The sequence below is a fragment of the Bradyrhizobium sp. LB14.3 genome (assembly GCF_040547985.1).
Lineage (GTDB): Bacteria > Pseudomonadota > Alphaproteobacteria > Rhizobiales > Xanthobacteraceae > Bradyrhizobium.
In genome coordinates this window covers 23,440-41,152 of the sequence record NZ_JBEPQT010000035.1, presented here as the reverse complement: position 1 = coordinate 41,152, position 17,713 = coordinate 23,440, and the positions used below count along the sequence as shown (strand labels likewise).

25 protein-coding genes are annotated in these 17,713 nt (G+C 61.3%); 13 read left to right on the top strand and 12 right to left on the bottom strand.

Annotated elements, in window-relative coordinates:
* Positions 1–11: 11 nt before the first annotated feature.
* On the bottom strand, positions 12–938 hold the full coding sequence (gene ku, locus ABIB00_RS34775; RefSeq protein WP_247341048.1) for a non-homologous end joining protein Ku: 927 nt from the start codon (positions 936–938) through the stop codon (positions 12–14).
* Positions 939–1,079: 141 nt separating this feature from the next.
* Between ku and ABIB00_RS34770 the strand changes: the two genes are divergently transcribed.
* The 4 genes from ABIB00_RS34770 (at position 1,080) to ABIB00_RS34755 (ending at position 3,081) form a co-directional block, all read left to right on the top strand.
* Positions 1,080–1,490 (top strand): hypothetical protein, encoded by a 411-nt coding sequence (locus ABIB00_RS34770; RefSeq protein WP_247341046.1) that lies wholly within the window; start codon positions 1,080–1,082, stop codon positions 1,488–1,490.
* 14 nt (positions 1,491–1,504) lie between these two features.
* A complete protein-coding gene (locus tag ABIB00_RS34765; RefSeq protein WP_247341044.1) occupies positions 1,505–1,954 on the top strand; it encodes a hypothetical protein in 450 nt (149 codons plus the stop codon).
* Positions 1,955–1,958: 4 nt separating this feature from the next.
* Positions 1,959–2,687, top strand: a complete 729-nt coding sequence (locus ABIB00_RS34760) for an SOS response-associated peptidase (RefSeq protein ID WP_247341041.1) — start codon at positions 1,959–1,961, stop codon at positions 2,685–2,687.
* A gap of 124 nt (positions 2,688–2,811) precedes the next feature.
* Complete coding sequence (locus tag ABIB00_RS34755; RefSeq protein ID WP_247341039.1) at positions 2,812–3,081, top strand: hypothetical protein; 270 nt, start codon at positions 2,812–2,814, stop codon at positions 3,079–3,081.
* Between the two features lie 25 nt (positions 3,082–3,106).
* Here ABIB00_RS34755 and ABIB00_RS34750 read toward each other — a convergent pair whose 3' ends face one another.
* From ABIB00_RS34750 to ABIB00_RS34740, 3 genes are all read right to left on the bottom strand, one after another.
* Complete coding sequence (locus ABIB00_RS34750) at positions 3,107–3,325, bottom strand: hypothetical protein (RefSeq protein WP_247341037.1); 219 nt, start codon at positions 3,323–3,325, stop codon at positions 3,107–3,109.
* Between the two features lie 237 nt (positions 3,326–3,562).
* Positions 3,563–4,351 (bottom strand): GGDEF domain-containing protein, encoded by a 789-nt coding sequence (locus ABIB00_RS34745; protein ID WP_247341035.1) that lies wholly within the window; start codon positions 4,349–4,351, stop codon positions 3,563–3,565.
* A gap of 204 nt (positions 4,352–4,555) precedes the next feature.
* Entirely contained in the window at positions 4,556–5,023 is a 468-nt protein-coding gene (locus ABIB00_RS34740; protein ID WP_247341033.1) for a hypothetical protein, read from the bottom strand.
* A 496-nt stretch (positions 5,024–5,519) separates the two neighbouring features.
* Here ABIB00_RS34740 and ligD point away from each other — a divergent pair, with 496 nt between their 5' ends.
* From ligD to ABIB00_RS34720, 4 genes are read left to right on the top strand one after another with little or no spacing between them, the layout of a single operon-like run.
* Entirely contained in the window at positions 5,520–7,337 is a 1,818-nt protein-coding gene (gene ligD, locus ABIB00_RS34735) for a DNA ligase D (RefSeq protein ID WP_247341031.1), read from the top strand.
* 5 nt (positions 7,338–7,342) lie between these two features.
* Positions 7,343–7,840, top strand: a complete 498-nt coding sequence (locus ABIB00_RS34730) for a hypothetical protein (RefSeq protein WP_247341029.1) — start codon at positions 7,343–7,345, stop codon at positions 7,838–7,840.
* Between the two features lie 5 nt (positions 7,841–7,845).
* Positions 7,846–8,406, top strand: coding sequence for a PIN domain-containing protein (locus ABIB00_RS34725; RefSeq protein WP_247341027.1), 561 nt, complete (start codon positions 7,846–7,848; stop codon positions 8,404–8,406).
* Positions 8,403–8,567 carry a hypothetical protein gene (locus ABIB00_RS34720; protein ID WP_247341025.1) on the top strand — a complete coding sequence of 55 codons (165 nt, stop codon included), beginning with the start codon at positions 8,403–8,405 and terminating at the stop codon, positions 8,565–8,567. Before ABIB00_RS34725 ends, ABIB00_RS34720 begins: the two co-directional genes overlap by 4 nt.
* Positions 8,568–9,034: 467 nt before the next feature.
* Here the strand turns inward: ABIB00_RS34720 and ABIB00_RS34715 are convergent, their stop codons facing one another.
* The 7 genes from ABIB00_RS34715 to ABIB00_RS34685 form a co-directional block, all read right to left on the bottom strand.
* Positions 9,035–9,271: a DUF6894 family protein gene (locus ABIB00_RS34715; RefSeq protein WP_247341023.1), complete on the bottom strand. Its 237-nt coding sequence runs from the start codon at positions 9,269–9,271 to the stop codon at positions 9,035–9,037.
* A 17-nt stretch (positions 9,272–9,288) separates the two neighbouring features.
* Entirely contained in the window at positions 9,289–10,020 is a 732-nt protein-coding gene (locus tag ABIB00_RS34710) for a Crp/Fnr family transcriptional regulator (protein ID WP_354107470.1), read from the bottom strand.
* A gap of 301 nt (positions 10,021–10,321) precedes the next feature.
* On the bottom strand, positions 10,322–10,504 hold the full coding sequence (locus tag ABIB00_RS34705) for a hypothetical protein (protein WP_247341018.1): 183 nt from the start codon (positions 10,502–10,504) through the stop codon (positions 10,322–10,324).
* Between the two features lie 468 nt (positions 10,505–10,972).
* Positions 10,973–11,140 carry a DUF2934 domain-containing protein gene (locus tag ABIB00_RS34700; protein ID WP_247341016.1) on the bottom strand — a complete coding sequence of 56 codons (168 nt, stop codon included), beginning with the start codon at positions 11,138–11,140 and terminating at the stop codon, positions 10,973–10,975.
* Between the two features lie 408 nt (positions 11,141–11,548).
* Positions 11,549–12,391: a bifunctional DNA primase/polymerase gene (locus ABIB00_RS34695; protein WP_354107469.1), complete on the bottom strand. Its 843-nt coding sequence runs from the start codon at positions 12,389–12,391 to the stop codon at positions 11,549–11,551.
* A gap of 153 nt (positions 12,392–12,544) precedes the next feature.
* Positions 12,545–13,678 carry an AAA family ATPase gene (locus tag ABIB00_RS34690; protein ID WP_354107468.1) on the bottom strand — a complete coding sequence of 378 codons (1,134 nt, stop codon included), beginning with the start codon at positions 13,676–13,678 and terminating at the stop codon, positions 12,545–12,547.
* Positions 13,679–13,981, bottom strand: a complete 303-nt coding sequence (locus ABIB00_RS34685; RefSeq protein WP_354107467.1) for a hypothetical protein — start codon at positions 13,979–13,981, stop codon at positions 13,679–13,681. It abuts the gene before it with no gap.
* Positions 13,982–14,680: 699 nt separating this feature from the next.
* On the opposite strand from ABIB00_RS34685, the gene ABIB00_RS34680 reads away from it, so the two are divergent.
* The 4 genes from ABIB00_RS34680 (at position 14,681) to ABIB00_RS34665 (ending at position 16,266) form a co-directional block, all read left to right on the top strand.
* A complete protein-coding gene (locus ABIB00_RS34680; RefSeq protein WP_247349047.1) occupies positions 14,681–14,935 on the top strand; it encodes a hypothetical protein in 255 nt (84 codons plus the stop codon).
* 125 nt (positions 14,936–15,060) lie between these two features.
* The gene (locus tag ABIB00_RS34675) at positions 15,061–15,234 is read left to right on the top strand and encodes a hypothetical protein (protein WP_247349048.1); all 174 of its coding nucleotides are present in this window, start codon (positions 15,061–15,063) and stop codon (positions 15,232–15,234) included.
* A gap of 23 nt (positions 15,235–15,257) precedes the next feature.
* Entirely contained in the window at positions 15,258–15,728 is a 471-nt protein-coding gene (locus tag ABIB00_RS34670; RefSeq protein ID WP_354107466.1) for a hypothetical protein, read from the top strand.
* Between the two features lie 82 nt (positions 15,729–15,810).
* The gene (locus ABIB00_RS34665) at positions 15,811–16,266 is read left to right on the top strand and encodes a hypothetical protein (protein ID WP_247349053.1); all 456 of its coding nucleotides are present in this window, start codon (positions 15,811–15,813) and stop codon (positions 16,264–16,266) included.
* A 15-nt stretch (positions 16,267–16,281) separates the two neighbouring features.
* On the opposite strand, the gene ABIB00_RS34660 is transcribed toward ABIB00_RS34665, so the two are convergent.
* Entirely contained in the window at positions 16,282–17,259 is a 978-nt protein-coding gene (locus ABIB00_RS34660; RefSeq protein ID WP_354107476.1) for a glycoside hydrolase family 25 protein, read from the bottom strand.
* 50 nt (positions 17,260–17,309) lie between these two features.
* Between ABIB00_RS34660 and ABIB00_RS34655 the strand changes: the two genes are divergently transcribed.
* Positions 17,310–17,702, top strand: coding sequence for a hypothetical protein (locus ABIB00_RS34655; RefSeq protein ID WP_247349058.1), 393 nt, complete (start codon positions 17,310–17,312; stop codon positions 17,700–17,702).
* The last annotated feature ends 11 nt before the right edge of the window (positions 17,703–17,713 follow it).

Below are 17,713 nucleotides of genomic sequence, written 5' to 3'. Positions count from 1 at the left end.
CTACTCTGGCTTCAGGCCGACTTCCGTTGCGGCTTTGCCGACCGCTTCTTTGCCGATGTTTCCTTCGCCGGCGCCTTGCCGGCAATCGACATCAGCATCTCCTTCTGTCCGGCCGCCGCCTTGCGTGGCTTCTTGGCAGGCTCGTCTGCCTTCGCCAGCGCGGCCTCCTTGCCTACTGATCGGCGAAGCGCCTCCATCAGGTTGACCACGTTGGTCGCTGCCGGCTTTTCTTTCGGCGTGATCGGCTTTCCGGCCCGCTTCTGGTTGATGAGCTCGATTAGCGCGGTCTCATAATGGTCCTCGAACTTTTCCGGCTCGAAGTTGCCGGCCTTCTGGTTCACGATGTGCCTGGCGAGATCGAGCATGTCCTTTGTGACCTTCACGTCCTGTATCTCGTCGAAATACTCGTGCTCGCTGCGCACCTCGTACGGATATCGCAGCAGAGTGCCGACGAGTCCCTTATCCATCGGCTCGAGCGCGATGATGTGCTCGCGGTTGGTCAGCACCACGCGCCCTATCGCGACCTTGTCCATCTCCCTGATGGTCTCGCGGATCACCGCGAAGGCATCGTGGCCGACCTTGCCGTCCGGTCTGATGTAGTAGGGCCGGATCAGATAGCGAGGATCGATGTCGGACTTGTCGACGAACTCGTCGATCTCGATGGTCCTTGTGGACTCCAGCGCGATCTCCTCCAGCTCTTCCTTGGAGACCTCGATGAACTGATCCTTCTCGAGCTGGTAGCCCTTGACGATGTCCTCGTTGGGCACCTCGTCGCCGGTATCGGCATCAACCTTCAGGTACTTGATACGGTGGCCAGTCTGGCGGTTCAGCTGGTTGAACGAGATCTTCTCGCTCTCCGACGTGGCCGGATAGAGCGCCACCGGGCAGGTGACGAGCGAAAGTCGCAGGAAGCCTTTCCAGTTGGCGCGAGGGGCCATCAACGCGGTACTCCGAAACAGGGCGGCGGGTGGATTCAAGACGATCGGCCGATCATGGTTCCGACATCACCGGTCGTCGGAATCGTGATTTATGGAGAGCGGGACTCGACTCTAACGTTCTTGATATGTTCTAATGTGGGCATGACTGACCGCCCCGCGAGCTGGCGCATGCCGACACCCAAGCAGATGGAAAAGATGGCCCGCCTAGTCGGCGGGAACGCCCCTGCCCCCCACGGACTGGCTCCCGAGGACGACCTGCCGTCGGAATACTGGTGGGCGCTTCTCGAGGATCCTCGGGTAGATGCGGCCAGCCAAGGGATCGGCGCTTCCGGTCGCCTGCTGCGGCTGAGCCAAATTCCCCGGCACTTGCTCAGGGTGGGCTGCCGGCGCTGCGCCAGGACGGTCGAGATTCAGAAGGCGGATGCCACCCGGCTCTATGGTCCCGATGCGGTCTGGCGGGATGTCGGTCAGCGGCTGCTCGACAAAACCTGCACACAGCGAACCGGTCGCCATGAGGAAGACGGCTGTTGGCCGTCCTACGACCCGACCTAGGCCCGACGCGGCCCATGGCTCCCAAGCACCACCCCACGCCCCTCTCCGGCGTAGACCGCAAGGCTCTCGCCAAGGAGCTCGGGCGGGCCCGTGCGGTGACCTCGATCCTCGCCTCGCAGTCGGCTGACGCCAGGGCCAAAGGCGAGGCCCTGATCCGGACGGCCGACAAGCTCTTGTGCGAATCCTGGAACGAGAAGATGTGGGCCGACGGCGGGCCGATCGATCCGTCGCCGACCGTCGACCAGGGCATCAACGGCGGCTACTCGTGGCTCGAGATCGAGTGCTCGCGCTGCAGGACCAAGCGCGAGGTCGACCTGGCCACCTTGCGCCATCCGCAGACCACCTTTGTGCACGACCTGGCGAGCAGGCTCTGTTGTAGCAAGTGCGCCCACGCCAATCGCCGGCCTGCAGCGACGCTGCTACAGTTGGCGCAGCGCCCCCGCCAGGCCGCACCGGAGACCTGACGCCATGTGCAACCTCTACTCCATGACGAAGAATGTCGACGCGATCCGGCGGCTGTTCGGAGCGCTTGACAGCCGCGTCGGCAATCTGCCGTCGATGCCCGGCATCTTTCCGGATTACCCCGCCCCGATTGTCCGCAACGGCGAGCCGGGACGGGAAATCGGCATGGCGCGCTGGGGCATGCCGTCCTCTTCGAAGGCGCTGATGGACGCCACGAAGAAGCGGGCCGAAAAGCTCGAGGCGAAAGGAAAGCCGGTCGACTTCAAGGAGCTCCTCCGGATGGAGCCGGACAGCGGCACCACGAACATTCGCAACGTCAACAGCTCGCACTGGAAGCGCTGGCTCGCTCCAGAGAACCGCTGTCTGGTGCCCTTCACCAGCTTTTCCGAATACGACACCATCGGAGGCAAGAAGGTGCCCGTGTGGTTCTCGCCCGACGAGAACCGGCCGCTGCTCGCCTTCGCTGGCCTCTGGACCACCTGGACCAGCGTCCGCAAGGCGAAGGAGGGCGAAATCACCGCCGACGTATTCGGCTTCCTCACCTGCGAGCCGAATGCAGAGGTCGGCCGCGTTCATCCGAAAGCCATGCCCGTAATCCTGACGACCGCCGAGGAGTACGACGTCTGGATGCGCGCACCCTGGGATGAGGCCAAGGCGCTGCAGCGACCGCTTCCGGACGGCGCTCTCAAAATCGTCGCGACCGGCGAGAAGGAAGACCCAGCGACCACGACGTAGTTCTGCACAGGCCTGCGGAACACGGGGCAAGGCCGAGCCCCAACGATTCGAAATCCCTGTCCCGTGCTAACCGCGCGGAACGACCGGGGGACGGAGGGATTCGTCCGGGCAGGAGCCATCTCTTATGCTGATGACACGGCAAAGACGGCCAATGATCCGGACCGTGCGTGGGTGGGCGATCTCGGTGTTGCAAGATGCTGGCGCCATCCGTGAGTGCGAGGAGCACGGCTGGATGCAGGAACGTGCCGACCCGCACGCGCGCGACAAAGCCTTAGAAATCGCAAGCCAGGATCCGGCGGCCGGACTGTCTCCGGATCAAGCCGTGGCCGAGATTTGGGACGTGCTGGAGTCAATCGGAGACACCTGCCCGGATTGCTCTCCCGAGGCCGGCTGACACCGAGCGCTGCTCATTGTAGCGACTATCCGCCGACCAGCCAAGGCAGGCCGTGCCTCCCAAGCCAAGCCATCGCCGCTGAACAAGCGAGCGAAATCAAGCTGGCCCAGAACCAAGAACGTCCGCGTGCGGCATTGATCGAGCGCAGATACAGGAAGGCTCCGAGCAACGTTCCATAATTCCTCCTGAAGTCTCCATTGAGTTTAGCTATCTTGGATAGCTCCGAAGAGGTTTCGTCAGCCACGACGCTGGCTCCCATGTCGATTACCAGCACCCTATCAACCACTGTTTTGCCCGACGGCGCAAGAGATATTTCGGTTTTTCAAAATAGACGCGTTTCCGTTTGGATGTGTTTGGAGTACGCACTTGCGCTCGCACTCGACGCCAGGCGTCGCCGATAGAGCATTTTAAGATCGAAGCGTATGGAGGGCGGCCGTGATGCGCCTGAACCAAGACCCTTTCGGTCCGGCACCCCGTTGGGTTACGCGGCGATCGAATCCGCCAGGACGTCCGCCCGGACTACGCGATTGCGGCCTTGGTGCTTGGCGGCATAGAGCGCCTGATCGGCCATGCGCATGACCTTGCTCAGATCCATTTCGCCATGGGATTGGGCGAGCCCGATGCTGATCGTCACGTTGGTCGAGGCACCTTCGGCGACGACTGCATGTGCGGCGCAGGCCCGCCGCAGATCTTCGGCGTACTGGGCAGCGCGCTCCTTGGACAGCCCGGTCATCACAACGGCAAATTCCTCGCCGCCATGCCTTGCCACCAGCATCTGCCTTCGCTCGGCGAAGGAGCACAACACCTGCGCGACCGCGACGAGCACTTTGTCGCCGAACTCATGCCCGAACTGGTCGTTGATCGCCTTGAAGCGGTCGATGTCGCACATCAGCACAGTGGTTGCCAGGTTCGCATCGCGCGCCTTGGTCAAGGCCGATTCGGCAGCCTGGTCGAAGCCCCGTCGGTTGAGCAGTCCGGTCAGCTGATCGGTGCCAGAGATGCGCTGCAGTTCGGCGCGCGTCAGCGCCAGCTCGCGCATGGTCAGCGCGGACCGGTAGCTCAGGGCCGCCGTCAGCAGCCCGGAAATCATCATGCTGATCAGGATGGACGATTTTGTCACGAAGCCGACGCGCACCAACGCATCCGGATCGGACCCGAACTGCAGGAGGCACAGGGACAACGTCAAGACCACGGTCAGGCCGACGCTCACGGCGGAGCGCCCCATCGTGTGGCGCAGCGCGTCCTGGTGCGTAATGATGACTTTGGCCATGGCTTTGCCGCCGTAAAGCGGCCAGCATCCGTCCCCTCACCTTCACGGCAGGTTAAGGCACGCTCCGCTCCGCAGACGCCGTTAACGCCGATCTAACGACGAAGCTCAATTTGCGGTGGTCGGCCATGAAAGCGCAGCGGCGCGGAGTCCTCGCTCTCAGCCGTGCTTCAGGGCCGATTTTACCTCGCTTGAGCCTATGGAGCGCTACTTGCCGCTGAGCGACAGGCTGATGCGAGTGACGATCTTGTCCCAGTCGCGCTCTTCGTCCGCGGGATAGTTGATCAGGACGCAATGGACCAGCCGCCCGGAGAAGTTGCAGCGGTTGTACCAAACCTTGTCGCCCTTGTAGCTGGAGACCGCAAAGAACCGTGGTGTCACTCGCTTGTACTGAATGCGTGGAGGCGGATGCTTCTTTGCCAGAAAAGCAGCGGGAGAATCGTTCTGGACGTTGGGCGCGGCCTGGATCGTGAGGTCTGCGCGTCCGTCGGCGGTGCGGAACCGTTGACCGTAACCGTCGGGTCGACCCGCTGCCTCGGTGAAGATCGAGGACGGAAAGTCCACGGAGGTGCCGCTCTCGGGGATGTTGTATCTGGTCCATCTAACGGGCTGGGCCGAGGCCGCCAACGTCGAGGCGGCAAGTGTCAATACAAGAGCTGCCCACGTTGCTTTCATCGCATTCCTCCGGCGATCACAGAGAAAAGCGGAGAAGGTCAACTACGTTCCAAGACGCCTGCTGCTGCCGATTGAAAACACGCGAGCTACTCGCCTTCCTCGACGGGATCATTAGCATCAAGCCATCTTGAGAATCTCGGCGAGCATCTGCCGCCCTTGGAGAACGCGACCGCGACAGTTCCTCCAGGCTCTTGGATCGCGTGGTGTCAGGCAGCGCGCAGCGGGGACTGCGGACGACGGAGCCAGCCGACCTCTTCCGCCCGGCACCTCGGACACCTGAACTGGATTTCGCGTTGCACGGAAGCCGACTTTGGGATGTTCGCTGCCATGGGCCATGCGCCGCATCGGGGACATTTCTCGAGTAGGGTCTCCGTTTCTATCATCGCACTCGCTCCTCCCCCTATACCACCGCTCGCCAACGCTCGGAGGCGACCCACGTTCCGGGCGATCCAGAGACGAGACACGGAACGAATCAGCGTGACGACGTTGAATCGCCATGTGTGCTGTGGCGTTGCGTCAGTCTCGGTCGGGAGTATCGCGTGTCCACGGCGCCGTCAAAGCTGCTATTCCTGGTTACATCGAGCCGTGTGATCCCACGCTGCGCGAGAAGCCGCCGCGCGGCGAAGACTGGGTCTACGAGATCAAGGCCGACGGCTATCGCGCCCAGCTGCATCTGCGAGATGGGGACGCCAGAGTCTATTCACGCACAGGCCTGGACTGGACGGAACAATTCTCCTCGATTGCAGCGAGCGCCGATCTGCTCAAGGCAAACAGCGCAATCATCGACGGCGAAGCCGTGGTGTACGGCAGTGGCGGCCTGCCGGACTTCCAGCAGCTCAGGCGGGAGCTCGGCCGCAAGCGCAGCGAGCGTGTGCGCTACCACGCGTTCGATCTCCTGTACCTTGACGGCTATGACCTGCGTGGCGTCGCGTATGAGGATCGCAAGCGCCTGCTGCAGCGGCTTCTGAAGGACGCACCGGAAACCTTCATTTACGTCGAGGCGCTTGCGGCCGACGGCAACGTGATCTTCGACAAGGGGTGCAAGCTGGGGCTGGAAGGTATCGTCGCCAAGCGGCTAGGCCAACCTTACCGGTCCGGGCGGCAGGAGAGCTGGGCCAAGCTCAAGTGCAAGAAGAGCGAGACCTTTCCGATCGTCGCCTTCGTGGAGAAGCTTGGGGCGCGCCCGCGCAAGGTCGCCTCGCTCTACGTCGGCCGACGCCAGAATGGCAAGCTGCTCTACGCCGGCAAGGTGCGTACCGGTTACACCGAGACGACCGCGCGCGAATTACGCGAGCGGCTTGATCCGTTGATCCGCAACACTTCTCCCCTCGATGCGGCCGTCAAAAAGCCGAAGGCGACCTGGGTCGAGCCGACCCTTGAGATCGAGGTCGAATATGGCGCGCTGACCGATGATGGCCTGCTGCGCGAAGCTGTGTTCAAGGGGTTTCGAGACGATCTCGCGGTGCGCAAGGTCAAGGCGCCGCGGCTGGTGCCGTCCGTCGCCGGCCGGCCGAAGCTGGGCGTCCCCCGAGAGAACATCCTGCAGCTTCTGCCCGAAGCCGTTGCTCCGTCCAAAGAAGACCTCGCCGACTATTGGACCCGGGTCTGGAAGAAGGCGCTGCCGCACCTCGGGCACCGTCCGCTGAAGTTGGTGCGTCACGTGCACGGCACGACCTTCTATCACAAGGGGCCGCTGCCGAAGGACATTCCGGCCGCCGTGCACCAGCTCCGTATTCAGAAGCGCGAGGGCGGCCAGGGAACGCGCCTGTGGGTCGATAGCCTGGATGGTTTCCTTGGCCTCGTCGAGATCGGGGCTGTCGAGCTGCACCCGTGGAATGCGACCGCCGAGGACTTCGAACATGCCGACCGCATCGTGATCGACCTCGATCCCGGCGAGGGCGTCGACTGGAATGCCGTCGTGGAGACCGCGCTCGATTTGCGCACGCTGATGAAGCGCGAGGGCTTTGAGACCTGGCCCAAGCTCACCGGCGGCAAAGGAATTCATCTGATGGCGCCACTGGATCAGCCGGTGCTGCACGACAAGGCGCATCGGGTCGCGCATCAACTGGTCTCCGACCTCGCAGCGCGCTTTCCAGACCGCTACCTCCTTTCTGCCCAGGCGAAGCGTCGCGATCGCATCTTCCTCGACTATCTGCGCAATGGCCGCGGCACCACCGCGATCGGCACCTATTCCCCGCGAGCCCGAGAGGGATTTCCGATTGCCGCACCCGTGACCTGGAAGCGCATCGAGAGCGGGATCGCGCCGGATGCCTTCACCATGGACAGTCCATTCCGCGCGAAGTCGAGGAGGTGAGCGATATGTCGGATGCATTCGATCAGTGGATGGAATGGCGCTACAAGTCTCTGGGCGACAGGCGCAGCATTCCCGCCGAACTCTACGCGGCGGTGACGTCGCTGCCTGAAACCGATCGATCGGACCGGCAGAGGGTCAACGAGGTAGTACGCAGCCATGATGAAGTTCGCCGCGAGGGCAGAGCCGTATGGCTCTACCTTGATGACTACCAGAAGGGCGAGTCGCGCACGATCGGCGATCCCGGCTGGGTAAAGGTGTTTGCATCTGGCGGTGCCGCCGACGCCTGGCTCCAGGACAACGACCTCGAAGGCGTGGCCTGGGAATACCAAGTGGAAGGCGGACCAGTCGAGGGATCGGTGTGGTTCTGCTTGCCCGATCCGGCGTCCAGAGCCATCGGTGAGCCCGATTGGATCAAGCTCTTTGCCTCGAAAGAGCGCGCGCAAAAATGGCTTGAGGACAACGAGCCAAAGCGCGACATTTGGCAGTACCCGATTCAGGAGTGACGCGCATGAGTGCGTTCGTTGACAGCTCCGTCTGGTCCGCTGCGGCCGCCAAGCGGGATGCTCAGAATGAGCGCGCCAAGTCGATCCTTCAGAGCATCGACCAACGCCTCACGACGGACTTGGTGCTGGTCGAGACGTGCCAGCTTTTAAAAGCCCAATTTGACCGCGGCGTGGCGGAAGTCTTCTGGGAGCGGCTGCGCGACAGCGGAGCTCGGAGCGAACCCCATCACCCGCGCCGATCTGGATGCGGCTTCGGAGATAGGGGCGCGCTTCGCGGACGAGAGCTTTTCCTTCGTCGACCGGACGAATTTTGCCCTGACGGAGCGCATGGGGATCAACCGAAAAAGGGAACGAAGACTCAAGCCGGATTCTTGAGGAACCTGACTTTTTGGCGAAAGTTGTCGGCCATGAAACCGGCGAAAACATTCAAACAGCAAGCTCGTGTAGCCGAGAAGGCCGCTCAGGAGACGGCCGACGAATTCGTTTCTCGGCAGATGAAGGCCCTGGCCTCAGGATTTAGAGCGCAGGCCAAAGTTCTGAAGAAGAAAAAGAAGAAGGGCGTATGACGAAAGAATCTCTCCAGCACCACGCCGATCGGGCCGAAGCCCTCGCCGCCCAGACGGCGGACGACGAGCTTCGCGAGACTCTTCTCAAGGCCGCCGGGGAATACCTAGAGCAGCTCAACAGCGCGGACCCCAGCGCGCCGATGGGCTGGCCGCCATACTGAGGCTCTCCAGGCAGCGGCGTCTGGGCCGCGCCCCAAGACCGATGAGGAACAACTTCAACCCGGTCGGAATTGCCGCTCTGAGCTGTCGGCATCGCCTGCCGCCAGAAAGCCGCGTGGCGTCGACGCTGCTGCGGGACCTTCATCTTTAAGGAGATCAGCATTGAGCGACCGGACGGGCAATGAACCTGCACCCTTGGTGCTCTTGGGCGTGGCGATCATCCCCATCATTGCGGTATTGGCGTGGTTCGCTTTTTAGGGCTTTGAACCTTTTCCGCGATGGCGCGTCATATAGCCGAAGCCTCCCTAAGCTTCACCCCCACCAGAAAGCCCCGCTCCCCCAAGCGGGGTTTTCACTTTGTGGCGCTGCATCAACGCTATTCGCCTGCAGCAAATGATGAGGCCCGACCCAAGGCGCTGGTGCTGATCTCTCCGCCTATTGGAGCGGCCATTACCTGCGCCAAGCAATTTCAGGAGTGACCATTCAAGGGCTTGCGTGCGAGCGTGATGGCCAGTTCCAGAACTGACTGCTCATCATTTCTCAAGGTGACGATCACGTGCGATCCGCCCGATGTGAAAACGTCCCTGGCGACGGAGGCTGCAGTTGCGATCGCCTCTTTCTCCGCGGCTCGAGCGTCGGGATGGTCCGCCCCTTCATCGTCAGCCGCAGCGAAAAAGTCGTCCTTTATATCAAAGTAGAACCGCATGGCTCAGGGGACCCCTTTCAGAGGGATGGGTTCAGGTGGAGATAAAGGGGATCAAATTCGGTTAGCTGCCTCAGTCCAACCTCATCAAGGATCGATATCCTTCCCCTCTCGAACTGCAAGAGTCCCCGACTCCGCAACTCCTGAACCACTCTGTTCATGTGAACCACGCTCGTTCCGATTGCATCGGCGAGCAGCGCTTGGGTCGCCGGAAAATTGAACGACATATCATCCGCGCGTCCGATTGCCCTCATCCTGGTGTAAAGCTCGAGCACGATGTGCGCCACACGGCTGGTTGCATCGCGCTGGCCGACATTGCATATCCACTCGCGAAATATCAAGGCCTCGGTCAAAGTGTCACGCCAAAGTGCCTGGGCGACATTGGGCCGATTTCTGATCAGCTCGCGCAACGCGCCATGCGGGATGAATCCGAGCACGCAATTTCCGAGCGCGCTCACGTCATGATCCATGACATGGAGAAACAAGCTCTGCAGATCGGGAATGTCGCCGGGCTGGTGAAAGGCGACAATCTGACGATGGCCGCCACCGACGATCTTCGACCGCAAAATAAAGCCGTCGATCACGAGACAGCATGCCGATGGCCGGTCTCCGACAGCAACGACCGGATCTCCGTCCGTCATTTGTTTTACTGTAATCGGAAGACCGGTGATAGCGCGCTCGTCGTCGGCATCAATCTCAGTGCTGACGCGCAACCGTCTCAGGATTGGCTCGGCAATATACGCCCTATTCATCATTCGCTCCGATCGGCACATTTGCCCCATAGCGCTTCAGGGTGGCCCATCATTACAGCACCGAGCCTGCGGGCGACGGCTGGCACAGGCCGAAGCGGTGCCTGGGGACATGTTCTAATGTCCGCGGCAGAAAAGCCGGCAGCGCAGCATAGATACTTCTCACCATCGGGACGCCTTGGTCGTTGTGCTCGGCCCGGTTGCGCGAAACAGAAACCAGCACAGTTGAGAGCGTGTCTGCTTTGTAGGCGCACGCAAGCGTGCCGTGCGCGCCTGCTTCGATGCGGGATTGCAGGAGAGCGGATCAACTCGCGGAAAGTTGCTGATCCAGCGCCGCGGCCGTCTCGGCCGCATGAACCTTCTTTAACAGGGCCTCCTTTTGGGCACGATCCACGGTAGCGTCAGCCTGTCTTCTAACGCTGTCGGTGAATTCTGCGATGCGCTCTTGAAGCGTGGTGGTCTGCTTGAAACGTCGTCTTTTTTTCATCGGCACTCCTTGGTTGCAGGCGGACGCTAGGACGGGGCGCGTTGGTCAGCGCGCACATAGGTTAATGCTTTCGCACAAGACCGAGGAATTCGACGAGGACCGGGATCCATGCTCACTGAGTCAGGACACGGCAATCGCTGCTCGCGGCTTCCGGTTTGGGGGTAGCCGGCATGATCGGTCGGTCGAACCGAGGTACAGGTCGCCTTCGCCGCTACTATTCGGAATAAGGCTCTTATCGGCGATTTGTGCTGGAGGACGGGCGCCAACTACCGTGGTTTAGCCGCGCTGTGATTGACGGCGAGCGCTCGCGCGGATGGTCAAAGGTGATGGCCGCCGATGCTGACGATCGACGCACATGCTCTACGCGAATGCATGCGGGAGATTGGCGAAGCCTCAAGCGAGATCGAGCCGGGGCGAAATCGAGACCGTCAGCTCCTCTGCCAGGAGCCAGCGTGCTTCTGCTGGAGACTAAATGGCGTCGGGCGTACCCTTCGCAGCGTCGCCCCGCTCCGACGTACCCTGCAGCTCGCGTTCAGCCCGATGCCAGAACTCGAGCTCGCGGCCTTCCGGCCGGCCCGCCTCGTCCCAGAGCTCGTGCGCTCTCCGCTTGATCTGCTCGTCACTGGGGAATGGCATCAAGTGTCCTCCGAAGCACCCTCGGCTGCTTGAGCCGTTTGGATGCGATTGCAGCACCATGCGGCCCCACGCGGATCGTTCAATTCATGAGAGCAACTGCCCGTTCCTGCGTCCGCCGGGAACGATTCAGCGGCTTCGCGCGCAGCTGCATACCTGGACGATGGGGAGGTCAGGCATGGTGTTTTTCCAACCAGCACGGCGGGCGGCAGGTCGGTCGTCCAGTCGGCGGCCGATAGCGGCTGGTATCGTTTGCGTGATTCATGGAAACCTCTACGTGCTGCTGTTGGCCGTCTGCGCAGCCTGAAAAATAATCTCGATATCTGCGGAAGGTAGTGCGCGACTATACGGCCGGTTTCCACGGGCAAACGCCCAAGAGATTTCACCCACCCCCCCCCTATCCCTGTCCGCCTAGGCTGACGCTCTGCTCTTCCGCAGCAGCTTGGTGACGTCGATTAGCGGCGTATTATCCCGTTCGGGCAGTGCGCGTGGGTGCCTGCTGCCCGCGTCCAGGCCGCGCCTGATAGTCGCCCGCACAGGACGCTCACCGTCGACAGCTATCAGGCCACAACCTTGTGCGGCGGCCAGCAGGCCATGCTCTGCCTCGCTTCGGTCCAATGCACCGGCGCCAATGAACGTGCCAAGCGTGAAGCTGACGCGGTTCAGCAGCGTGCCTCTGCTGCCTGCCGCGGCGCCAGACAGCGCCGCAAGCTCTGCCAGCACAGCGGCGTCTACGTAGTGGTCGTGGCTATGCGGCTGATACGGCTGGCTCGGCCGCGGGGTATAGGGCTTGGGCCGGATCATGGCCAATAGCCACTCGGGCGCCTCCGCGAGCGGCAGGTCTGGGTCCAGCACGTAGCCGGGATTGCCCGGCACGAGGACAAACCCGCCCTGGCCTCGAACGTCCCAGCTCGCCGGCAAGCGGCCAGGCGAATTACCAAGTCCAACGTGATTGAAGTAAAAATGCTTCCCGCCGCTGCGCGTCGTGACCGTGCGGGTTGGCGGCAGGCAGTGCGGCAGGTCGGCTTCGGTGGCGCCCTTATACGAGTCCATGTCCAGCACCCAAACGCTCGTCCGCTCGCCGGTCGGCATGCCGACAAGCGCGTCTGGCCAGTCACGCCACCAGCGGCGCAGCACATGCGGGAAGACCGAGGCCGCCTTAAATCCATTTGAAGTCAGCGGGCGCTTGTTGTCTGCCCGGCATGGAAATACGGGTGTGCCTGCCGCGGCCAGCGTGAGGGCGAGACTAAGCACGGTCGGAAGGTTTCATCTTCTAATTCCCTCAAATCTCAAACCACGCGGGGGTGCAGGTGCACGCATCCCCTAAAGGGGGATATGCATGCGCACCTTGCACCCCGCGTAAGAATGGTCGCTTAGTGCAGGTGCAAGTGCACCTGGGTGCTGCACCTAGGTTTGCACCTGAGCCGGCACATAGACCTTGGGCCTGCCGGAAGGCGTAACTGTCCCGTCTTCCTCAAGCTCTGCGATGGCCCGCTTAAACCTCGAATCGACGGTGTTTTTGTTCACTTCGGGATATTGCTCATGATATCTCGCTTGCCACATGCCACCGCCGACAGGATGCCCGCCGGCAGATAGCTCGGTCAGGATGTCCATCAACTCGGCCTTGGTCTTTGCCTTCACGGTCTCCGCGGCTCGGACGCTAAGTGCAGCCGCGAACTTCTCGGTATCAGCCGCCTTAAACACGACAGGGGCCGTGAACGTGTTACCGTCGGCATCCGTCACCTCGACGGACTTCATGCCGTAGGTGAGCAGCGTTCCAGATGCGCCGCCGTCATTGGCGCCATCGCATTCAAGTCGGAAAAAATCACCCTTGCGAACCACCCTGCGGCTGACGTCGACGAGGCCATCCAGGTCGATGGCGCCCTTAGCCCGCCCGGTGTCGTGCCCCTCGTGGTGAACTATGGTGCAGTGGGCGGTCGGGAACTTTTCAAGCAGATGCGCAACGCTATCGAAGTACGCCTTCATGTCTTCGGCAACGTTCTGCTTCCCGCGGCCGAAGGACTTGGTGAGAGTGTCCAGCGTCGCGCTTCGCAGCACGGTCTGGTAGTCGTCCTGTAGATAATTAATCAGGTCGACCATCCGCCCGACCGAAAGCGTGTTGCCATGCAGGTCAAACTTACCGCCAACAACCACTAGCGGGATGTTCGGCTCGGCGTCGGAATGATGTTGACGTAGTGCCATGCCGCGACGGAGCTGCAAATCGTATCGCTCAAAGGCGAAATTGACGGCGAGTCCCTTCGTCACGCGATAGCCGTGCCAATCCAGGCCGGCCGCGATATGGAAGTCCATGTCAAGCGTGATGACGGATTTACCGCTGTCAGGCTTCGCCACCGTGTACGATGACTCACCGGCAGCCATGACGCCATCGATTACAAATTCCTTGGCCTTCGTCGTCTGCCCCAGTTCGCAGTAGCGCGTGAAGGTGAAGTCCTTCTTGAACTTGGCTGCCTTATCTGGCTCGTTATCGTTGGCGTGAACGATTGTCTGCTCGCCCGCTTGGGCCTTCGCTTTAATGCTCACTTAGAACCAGCCCTCAATGCGCGCCACCCGGTAGCTCGCGAGATTGTAAACCTTCGCTGCCGCCTCGCCGAATTGCTCCAGCATTGCGTCAGTCTCTTTCTCCTGCCGACGCGCAATCGCTCTGGCGCCGTCGTCAATCCATCCCTCTGGGACTTTCGGTCTTGAATGCGCCATGCCGGTCGAGCCGTTGTCGGATAGCGTCTGAACTTGCATCCTGACCTCCGAATGGTTTGCTATCTCATCAGTACGAGTTTGCCGCTGAAACACTAAAGGTGCCGCAGATTGTTTTTCGCGGCAGTTCATTTCCGCCCATGAGTAATATGGCGGCCGAGATCGCAAAGTGTGCAGTCGGCGCGCATGGGAGTGCCAACGCGCACGGCGCTGCATCCGACATTAACCTGCGAGAGGGACGCTAAAGGCGGCAAAGGAAATATGCCGGGACGGCGGCGGCTATGGCCTCCAGGTTCTTGCCCGCTGGTTAGGCAATCGCCAAATTTCTCTATGGGAAACAATGGCAGTAAAATTGCCTAACCTCGCCCTTAAGCTATTGAGATCGTTGAATTCAATCATTCCTGCCGGGATCGCCAGCTTTTAGCCTTACAACTCAATGGCTTCGACCTGAACCGCTTTCGTTCTGAGCCGATTTTCGTGTTGCGAGGCAGTGCCAATCGCTTTCATGGAAATCAACGGCTTACGCATTCTTACAAATCGCTCCGCGCAACACGGACGCAACACAGGCCTTCTTGTTTCGTTCGCAATCAGGTGGAATACAGCCTCTGCGCCGGACCTGTGAACAACCGGGATAAACGAACCAGCGCTCCACTACACAGCGCGAGACTGGCATCCCATTCGCGGGACCGAATCACGCGGAAAGGAGAAGCCCCTGATGCAGAGCGATGTGCGCCGTTTTTTTGAAAAGGCCTGGCTTGGAAGCCGGACAAGCCGGCAGCTGATAGTCAGATCGGGGCGCGACTTGCCGCCCGCGGCTCAAGGCTGCGAAACATGTTGAAGAGGAAGGAAGCCGAGGACGGGATTCGGCGGCTCGCGTTAGAGTGGATGCGCGAAACCGACTACCGACCCAAGCCGGGATGGTATCCGAGCTTTTCTGATTTCAAACAATGGCTCGAAGCCAACCACCGCAGCTTGTATTTGAACTTCCGCTCTGAGATCGGCGCGCAAACGGAAGCCGAGGGTTGGTTCGAAGCCGAGATCGGAAACTACTGCCGGCAGATGAACGCCCGCGGCACGGCCTTCTAAATGCCCGGCCTTCCTCTGCAACCACGGCTGAAGGACTACCGAGGCTCCGATCCAAAAAAAGCCGAAAGGTCATCGAACACAACGAGACGGCACGGCGGATCATCCAGCACGTGCATCGTCGTATCTTGGACGATCCGACCGACCACCAACTACACGTCTATGACGAGATCGCTCGCGAACTCGATCTTGCTGGGAGCGACCTCCAAGTCTTCATCAGATTCGGCGGCCACAACGCCCTCGAGGTGTCGCCCACTGAGAAAGACCGCGCCACGCTGAAGCGGTTGTTGGGCATCTCCTAGGGCAGCAAGAAGGGCATTGCGAAATGAGTGATCCAACTTTCGATGACGCGCCGCAGTGGTACTGGGCAGCAGATAGCGGGCGTGTTTCCGATCCAGAGGCGTTCGAGCGGTCAGACGACCGTTTTGTCATCGCGAGCGGTAAACGCACGCTCTGGGCGCGCGCCCGTCGGGAGATCGGATCTGACGATTGCGCGTGGACTGGCTTTGGGCCGAGCGATGGAAAGGCAACTCTCGCGGATTGCATGCGAGTTTACCTGTCGTCGCGTGAAATCTACGGCGTCTCTCTCAATCGGCTGATGCTGGAGCTTTGCCAAATCCGATCGTTTGCAAAATTCATAAAAGACGGACAGATCAACCTTGGAAACTGGATATCCAACCCGATTAGAAAAAGCCCTTTGCCGAGACCAGCCTATGACGAAGCAGTTGCCCGCCAACTTGGCCAGCGCATCGCCAATACCTTAGGCTTGGAAGAGGACTGGTGGGTAGACCTGTAGCGGGGTCGTCCGCGAGCGCGCGTCGTCTCGCGCCAGCAAGGACCAAGGGACAGACTTGCATTGAAGCGAAGCGGTCCAACACATGAGACTTACAGGCAACACACTCGCCATCCTCGTAGCGGTCGTGCTCGCAGCTACAATCTGCGGCGGCACCTTCTATTGGGTCAAACGCGATGACCGGGCCGAGCCGGATTTGAGAAGTATGCGAGCGCATCGAGTATCGCTCATGACGGATGAGGAAATTCGAGCGATCCACGCACAGGCCGTCACGGATGCAATTCGGTACAAGGCGATGGACCAGGACATGCGCGAAAAGGCTTTCAAAGAGGTTGCCGCCAGCGCGCAGCTATGTAGCGACTTCGTCTATCGCGAACGACATTCAGCGGAATGTAGCCGAGGTACGCCGCTAGGCCTGATGTTAGAGAGCAATGTCGCCCCAACTTCCGATCAGGTCTTCGAAGAGAAAATTCTCGGAATCTGCAGGTTCGTACACTCAAATCAGGATGCGCGGCTGAACAGGTGCTTGCCGCCGAAATGATTGGCGACCGGTGTCTCAGCGTCGGCCGACGTGACGGGTCATATTGATGACGAAGCTGATCGGGGCGCCAAGCAGCAATCCGATCAGGCCGTAGAAGGCCGCAGCGACAATCATCATGATCGGGCCTGAGGCTGTCAATGCTCCGAACGCCGCGCCCAGCAATCCACAACCAATCACCGACACGATGAGCGTGCGGTCGTTGCGCGCCTCACCGAGCCGCGCAGCACCACGACGTCGAAGCCGGGCAGCCGCTTCAGCGCCCAGCACACGCCGTCGTCCTCGCCGGCGTCGAAATGATCGAACTTCACCAGCGCCAGCGGGTGATAGATCATGCCGCAGAACGATGCGATCAGTGCATCGTTCGGCGGCAGGAAGAGCACCTCGCTCACGCCCAGCTCGCGGCGAGCTCGTCGACCGTGCCGTCGAAGGCGTTGAGGTCGATGCCGCCTTGCCGGCGACGATGCCGGGAACGTTGTGAGGCAAGGGGCCGATGCCGTCGCCCGTGTACTGCCACAGCCACCAGTTCTCGAAGCCCGTCGGCAGCCGCGGGGTCGGGCCGTACTGGCACAGCCAGAGCCTGTGCGAAGTCACGTAGGCGCGGTCCTGGGGGCCGAGCGCGGCCAGGCTCTCCTTGAGCCGGTTGCCGGAATAGATCGCTCCACGGCGACCCAGCCGGGCCTCGAGCTGGCGCAGGAATTCGACCGCCTGCTGCGGGCTCATGTTCGAGGGCCTGTTGTCCTCGAAGTCGAGCACCATCAGCGTGCGCTCGTCGGGCTGCGCGGTCTTGATGAAGTTCTCGATCTGGAGCTCGACCGCATCGCCCGTAGCGAAGTGATAGGCGCCCCACAGCAGCCCGGCGTTGGTCGCCGCCTTGCGCCGGGTGGCATAATCGGGGTCGCGGTAGGCGCGGCCCTGGGTGGCCTTGTGGATCACACCCCAGACGCCGGCCGCGGCGACTAGGCCGAAATCCTTGACGATGTTGTGATGCGAGATGTCGACGACGCGCGGGGTCTGGCGGCTTCGTCACGGGCGATCACCTCGAGATGGAGACCGTCTCCGGCGAGCCGATGTTCACCAACGTCGCCCGCCATGTCTCGCAGGAACGCACGCTGCACTGGAAGAGCGCCGACGACTGGCTAGCCTACAACAAGGAGTTCGGCCGTCACAACCCGACCGACGCATGGCTCAACTCGGTCAACAAGTCGGCCGATCATTACGCGCTGATGAAGGTGTTCGGATCGAAGCCGAAGGAGAACTTCGAGGAGATCATCGCCTATGCCAAGAACGTGGCGATGGGCAACACGAACGCCACCACGACCTCGACCATCAATCAGTCCGCGGAACTGACGTTGGAGAGTGGCCAGATTTTCGTCGAGACTCAGGGCTCGTTCGGCTCGACCACGACGGCCTGCTACGGCTGGACCGACAACATCTAGGAAAGACAACA

Coding starts and splice junctions, on each gene's coding strand:
- ABIB00_RS34700 (WP_247341016.1), bottom strand. CDS start 11,140: ATGCCATTCCCCAGTGACGAGCAGATCAAGCGGAGAGCGCACGAGCTC.
- ABIB00_RS34740 (WP_247341033.1), bottom strand. CDS start 5,023: ATGAAAGCAACGTGGGCAGCTCTTGTATTGACACTTGCCGCCTCGACG.
- ligD (WP_247341031.1), top strand. CDS start 5,520: ATGTGTGCTGTGGCGTTGCGTCAGTCTCGGTCGGGAGTATCGCGTGTC.
- ABIB00_RS34725 (WP_247341027.1), top strand. CDS start 7,846: ATGAGTGCGTTCGTTGACAGCTCCGTCTGGTCCGCTGCGGCCGCCAAG.
- ABIB00_RS34680 (WP_247349047.1), top strand. CDS start 14,681: ATGTTGAAGAGGAAGGAAGCCGAGGACGGGATTCGGCGGCTCGCGTTA.
- ABIB00_RS34705 (WP_247341018.1), bottom strand. CDS start 10,504: ATGAAAAAAAGACGACGTTTCAAGCAGACCACCACGCTTCAAGAGCGC.
- ABIB00_RS34745 (WP_247341035.1), bottom strand. CDS start 4,351: ATGGCCAAAGTCATCATTACGCACCAGGACGCGCTGCGCCACACGATG.
- ABIB00_RS34770 (WP_247341046.1), top strand. CDS start 1,080: ATGACTGACCGCCCCGCGAGCTGGCGCATGCCGACACCCAAGCAGATG.
- ABIB00_RS34720 (WP_247341025.1), top strand. CDS start 8,403: ATGACGAAAGAATCTCTCCAGCACCACGCCGATCGGGCCGAAGCCCTC.
- ABIB00_RS34710 (WP_354107470.1), bottom strand. CDS start 10,020: ATGAATAGGGCGTATATTGCCGAGCCAATCCTGAGACGGTTGCGCGTC.
- ABIB00_RS34655 (WP_247349058.1), top strand. CDS start 17,310: ATGGAGACCGTCTCCGGCGAGCCGATGTTCACCAACGTCGCCCGCCAT.
- ABIB00_RS34665 (WP_247349053.1), top strand. CDS start 15,811: ATGAGACTTACAGGCAACACACTCGCCATCCTCGTAGCGGTCGTGCTC.
- ABIB00_RS34685 (WP_354107467.1), bottom strand. CDS start 13,981: ATGAACTGCCGCGAAAAACAATCTGCGGCACCTTTAGTGTTTCAGCGG.
- ABIB00_RS34670 (WP_354107466.1), top strand. CDS start 15,258: ATGAGTGATCCAACTTTCGATGACGCGCCGCAGTGGTACTGGGCAGCA.
- ABIB00_RS34715 (WP_247341023.1), bottom strand. CDS start 9,271: ATGCGGTTCTACTTTGATATAAAGGACGACTTTTTCGCTGCGGCTGAC.
- ABIB00_RS34730 (WP_247341029.1), top strand. CDS start 7,343: ATGTCGGATGCATTCGATCAGTGGATGGAATGGCGCTACAAGTCTCTG.
- ABIB00_RS34755 (WP_247341039.1), top strand. CDS start 2,812: ATGCTGATGACACGGCAAAGACGGCCAATGATCCGGACCGTGCGTGGG.
- ku (WP_247341048.1), bottom strand. CDS start 938: ATGGCCCCTCGCGCCAACTGGAAAGGCTTCCTGCGACTTTCGCTCGTC.
- ABIB00_RS34760 (WP_247341041.1), top strand. CDS start 1,959: ATGTGCAACCTCTACTCCATGACGAAGAATGTCGACGCGATCCGGCGG.
- ABIB00_RS34765 (WP_247341044.1), top strand. CDS start 1,505: ATGGCTCCCAAGCACCACCCCACGCCCCTCTCCGGCGTAGACCGCAAG.